Source organism: Kitasatospora sp. NPDC059803 (assembly GCF_042732255.1).
Lineage (GTDB): Bacteria > Actinomycetota > Actinomycetes > Streptomycetales > Streptomycetaceae > Kitasatospora.
In genome coordinates, this window is sequence record NZ_JBHWIJ010000264.1 from 8,170 (window position 1) to 12,412 (window position 4,243).

Consider the following 4,243-nt stretch of genomic DNA (forward strand, 5'->3'; position numbering starts at 1 on the left):
CCGCGGCCCGCCCCCCGCCACGGGGTGGGCCCTGGGCTCGTCGGGGGCGTTGTGGTCAGCTCTTGCGGGTGCGGTTGGCGGGCTCGCCGCCTGCCGGCTTGCGACCGGCCGGCTTCGCCGTCCCCGCCGATCTCGCCGTCCCCACCGGGTTGGCCGGCTTCGCCGTCGCCGCCGGTTCCCGACCGGCGAACTGGGGCAGCCACGCCAGCATCTCCGCCCGGAACGGCGCCTGGGCGCCCAACTGGCAGAGCACCCCGATGGTGCTCAGCGTCACCCGATGGATCAGCAGGTACGCGGGCGGCAGGTTCAGTTGCTTGCCCAGGTTGTAGGCGGGCGAGCGCGGATCGGCGATCCGGGCCGCCTGCGCGCGCATCCAGGCCCGGGTGAAGTGGAAGCTGTCCACGGCGGCCGGCTCGATGATCGGCCGCAGGTAGTCCAGCACCGCGTCCGGGTCCAGCTCGATCGAGGGCTTGACGAAGCCCTCCTCGCGCAGCATCTTCAGCACGCCCGCAGCGTCGCCGTCCAGGGCCATCCGCAGCGACGCCCCGATCGGCGCGGGCAGCCCGCCCGGCAGCCGGTCCACCGTGCCGAAGTCCAGCACCCCCAGCCGCCAGCCCGACGCCGGGCCGTCGTCCTTCAGCAGCCGGAAGTTGCCCGGGTGCGGGTCCGCGTGCAGCAGGCCGGTCCGGGACGGGCCCGCGAACAGGAACCGGGCCAGCAACTGCCCGGCACGGTCGCGCTCCTCCTGGGTGCCGCCCGTGATCACCTCGGCCAGCGGGGTGCCGTCCATCCACTCGGTGACCAGCACCTGGTCGGCCTGCGCCACCACGCCGGGCACCACGATGTCCGGGTCGCCGGCGAACTCCTCGGCGTGGCGGCGCTGAGCCTGCGCCTCCAGCTCGTAGTCCAGTTCCTCCGACACCCGTTCGCGCAGCTCGGCGATCAGCGGCTTGATGTCCAGCCCCGGGATCAGCGGGCCCAACAGCCAGGCCACCCGGCTCAGTTGCGTCAGGTCGGCGAGCAGCGCGTCGCCCGCGCCCGGGTACTGCACCTTGACCGCGACCCGGCGCCCGTCGTGCCAGACGGCCCGGTGCACCTGCCCGATCGAGGCGGCCGCCGCCGGCCGGTCGTCGAACTCCCGGAACAGCTCGCGCCAGCCGTCCCCGAGCCGCTGGGCGAGCGCGGTGTGCACCTTGGCGGCGGGCATCGGGGGAGCGGCGTCCTGCAGCTTGGTGAGCGCGGCCCGGTACGGCCCGGCGACCTCCTCGGGCAGCGCGGCCTCGAAGACGGACAGCACCTGCCCGAACTTCATGGCCCCGCCCTTGAGTTCACCCAGGACCTTGAACAGCTGGTCGGCGGTGGCCTGCTGGAGCTCGGCCGTCACCACCTCGGCGGAGCGCCCGCCGATGCGCTTGCCCAGACCGAGCGTGGCGCGTCCGGCTATCCCCAGCGGCAGGGCGGCGAGCCGTGCCGTGCGGGTCACTGCCTTGCGCGGAAGATCGCTCACCCGGGCCTCCATTCCCTGGCCCCCCGACACCGGACGGCCCACCATCACTAGGCCATTGTGCCCGCTCCCCGCCCCGCGACCGCCGGTATTTCGCCAGGCGGGGAGGGGGCGCCCGTACGAGGGCCGCGACCGCTGTCCCTTTGCGGGGGAGTTGGACGGCTTGGTCCGGTCGGACCGGCGTGGTGGGCGGGCGGTGGCTGCGCGCCGAGTGGAGCGCCCGCGGGTCGTCCGGCCGGCGGGTCAGCGGGTCAGCGGGTCAGCGGGGCAGGCGGAGGGCCAGGCCGTCCAGGACCACGGCGAGGCCGTAGGCGAACTTGGCGTCGCGCGTGGCGGCCGGGTCCGGGTCCGCGGAAGCGGCCGAGTAGGCGGCGGCGAGGTGGGCGAAGCCCGCGGTGGCCTCCCGGGCGGCGGGCATCAGCCGAGCGACGAACGCGGCCTCGCTCTCGCCGGCCCGGGCGACGGTGGTGAGCCAGGCCGCCTCCGTGGTGCTCATGCCGACGACGTAGGAGATGACCGTGTCGATCGCCCGGACCGGCTCGGGGAAGCCGGCGGAGGTGAAGAAGGCGGTCAGCCGCTCGCCGTAGGACAGCAGGTTGGGGCCGAGGTGGGCGAGGCCGGCCTGGCCGAGGACGGACGACAGCCAGGGGTGGCGCAGGGCCGTCGTCCGGAAGGCGTCGGCGGCCTCGGTGGCGGCGGCGCGCCAGTCGGGGCTGTCGGCGGGCGGGAGGGTGATCTCGCCGAAGACCTCGTCCACCGCGAGCTCCATCAGCTCGTCCTTGGTCGCCACGTGCCGGTACAGGGAGGTGGCGCCCGCGTTCAGCCGGGTGGCGAGCTTGCGCATGCTCAGGGCCTCGATGCCCTCGGCGTCCAGCATGGTGATCGCCTCGCGGACGATCGCGGCCTGGCTGAGTGCGGGCTGGTCGGGCTCGCGCTGCCGACGGGCCCATACGGACGGGATCGGGTTCGTTTCGGCGGCCATGGCGGCTCCCCTTCCCTCTGCTCCTGCTTCGCTGCGTACACCGTTCGCATTGAGCGTACAGGAGTCAGATATTGCGCACGCTGTTCCACCATGCGTACAGTGTGCGCAGCGAAGGAACGGGGTGCGCACCGGGGGAACGGTGTGCGCAGAATGGAGGGGTGGCTGATGACAGCGCTCAACGCGACCGAGGGCCGCAATCCGCACCGCTGGTGGATCCTGATCGTGCTGTGCCTGAGCTCGCTCGTCCTGGTGGTCGACAGCATGGCGCTCACGGTCGCCGTGCCCTCGATGACGGCAGACCTCGGCGCCAGCGCCCAGGACACCCAGTGGATCCTCGACTCCTACGTCCTGGTCTTCGCCGGGCTGCTGCTCACCGCCGGCAGCCTCGGGGACCGCTTCGGCCGCCGGAAGATCATGATCATCGGACTGCTGCTCTTCGGGGCGGCCTCCCTGGCGGCCACCTTCTGCACCAACCCCGGCGAGGTGATCGCGGCCCGGGTCGCCATGGGCGTCGGCGGATCGCTGATCATGCCCTCGACGCTGTCGATCCTCATCACCGTCTTCGACGAGGACGAGCGCAACAAGGCGATGGCCGCCTGGAGCTCGGTGGCGATGCTGGGGCTGGTCGGCAGCCCGGTCCTCGGCGGAGTGCTGATCAACCACTTCTCCTGGCACTCGATCTTCTTCATCAACGTCCCGGTCGTCGCCCTGGCGATCCTGGCCGGCCTGCTGCTGATGCCGGAGTCCAAGGGCCCGTGGCAGAAGCCCGACCCGCTCGGCGCGGTGCTCTCCGCGGCCGGCATGACCGCCCTGGTCTGGTGGATCATCGAGATCCCTCAGCACGGCGCCTTCGGCGGCCAGTCCCTGGTCACCCTGGCCATCGCGGTGCTCGCGCTCGGCGGGTTCGTGGCGTGGGAGAACATCACCTCCGCGCCCATGGTTCCGCTGGCGCTCTTCAAACACCGCAACTTCAGCGGGGGCTCGCTGTCGCTGACCCTGGTGCAGATCGGCAACGGCGGCCTGCTGCTCGTGCTCACCCAGTACCTGCAGTTCGTGCTCGGCTACTCGCCGGTCAAGGCGGGCCTCGCGTTCGTACCGCTGGCCATCGCCGCCCTGATCGGCAACGGGGTCGGCGCCAAGTTCGCCGCCACGATCGGCAACCGCCTGCTCATCCTCACCGGGATGCTCGTCATGGCCGCCTCCTTCGCCCTGCTGACCACCGTCACCGCCGGCACCGGCTTCACCGTCCCGGCGGTCGCCCTCGGGCTGCTCGGCCTCGGCGCGGGCCTGGCGATGCCGGCGGCGGTGGGCGCGCTGATGGGCACCATCCCGCCGGAGCAGGCGGGCGTCGGCTCGGCACTGAACGACACCATCCAGCAGGCCGGTACCGCGCTCGGCATCGCCATCCTGGGCTCGCTGCTGTCGAGCGGTTTCGCCGCCGAGATGCCCGCCGGGATGCCGGAGGAGGCGAAGCACTCCGTCGGCGGGGCGCTGGCACTGGCCAACGGGGACGCCGGGCTCGTCCGGACCGTCCGGGAGGCCTTCACCTCGGCGATGTCGACGACCTTCACGATCAGCGCGATCGGGGTGCTGGCGGCGGCGGTGGTGGCCACGCTGGTGATGCGCGACCGGAAGGCCGGGACGGCGGCGGGGGAGCCGGTGGCCGGGGCGTCGGTGGAGGACACCGGGATCGCCGCCTGACTCCGCTGGACCTGGCTGGTCCACCTCGCCGCGAAGGCCGGTGCCCCTTGGGGCAC

General features: G+C 73.0%; 3 protein-coding genes. 1 reads left to right on the plus strand and 2 read right to left on the minus strand.

Annotated elements, in window-relative coordinates:
• Positions 1 to 55 precede the first annotated feature (55 nt).
• Both ACFV6I_RS30990 and ACFV6I_RS30995 read right to left on the minus strand, forming a co-directional pair.
• Positions 56 to 1,507 (minus strand): AarF/ABC1/UbiB kinase family protein, encoded by a 1,452-nt coding sequence (locus ACFV6I_RS30990; RefSeq protein WP_079135639.1) that lies wholly within the window; start codon positions 1,505 to 1,507, stop codon positions 56 to 58.
• A 256-nt stretch (positions 1,508 to 1,763) separates the two neighbouring features.
• Positions 1,764 to 2,486 carry a TetR/AcrR family transcriptional regulator gene (locus ACFV6I_RS30995; protein ID WP_380428862.1) on the minus strand — a complete coding sequence of 241 codons (723 nt, stop codon included), beginning with the start codon at positions 2,484 to 2,486 and terminating at the stop codon, positions 1,764 to 1,766.
• A gap of 165 nt (positions 2,487 to 2,651) precedes the next feature.
• On the opposite strand from ACFV6I_RS30995, the gene ACFV6I_RS31000 reads away from it, so the two are divergent.
• Complete coding sequence (locus tag ACFV6I_RS31000) at positions 2,652 to 4,187, plus strand: MFS transporter (RefSeq protein ID WP_380428864.1); 1,536 nt, start codon at positions 2,652 to 2,654, stop codon at positions 4,185 to 4,187.
• Positions 4,188 to 4,243 lie beyond the last annotated feature (56 nt).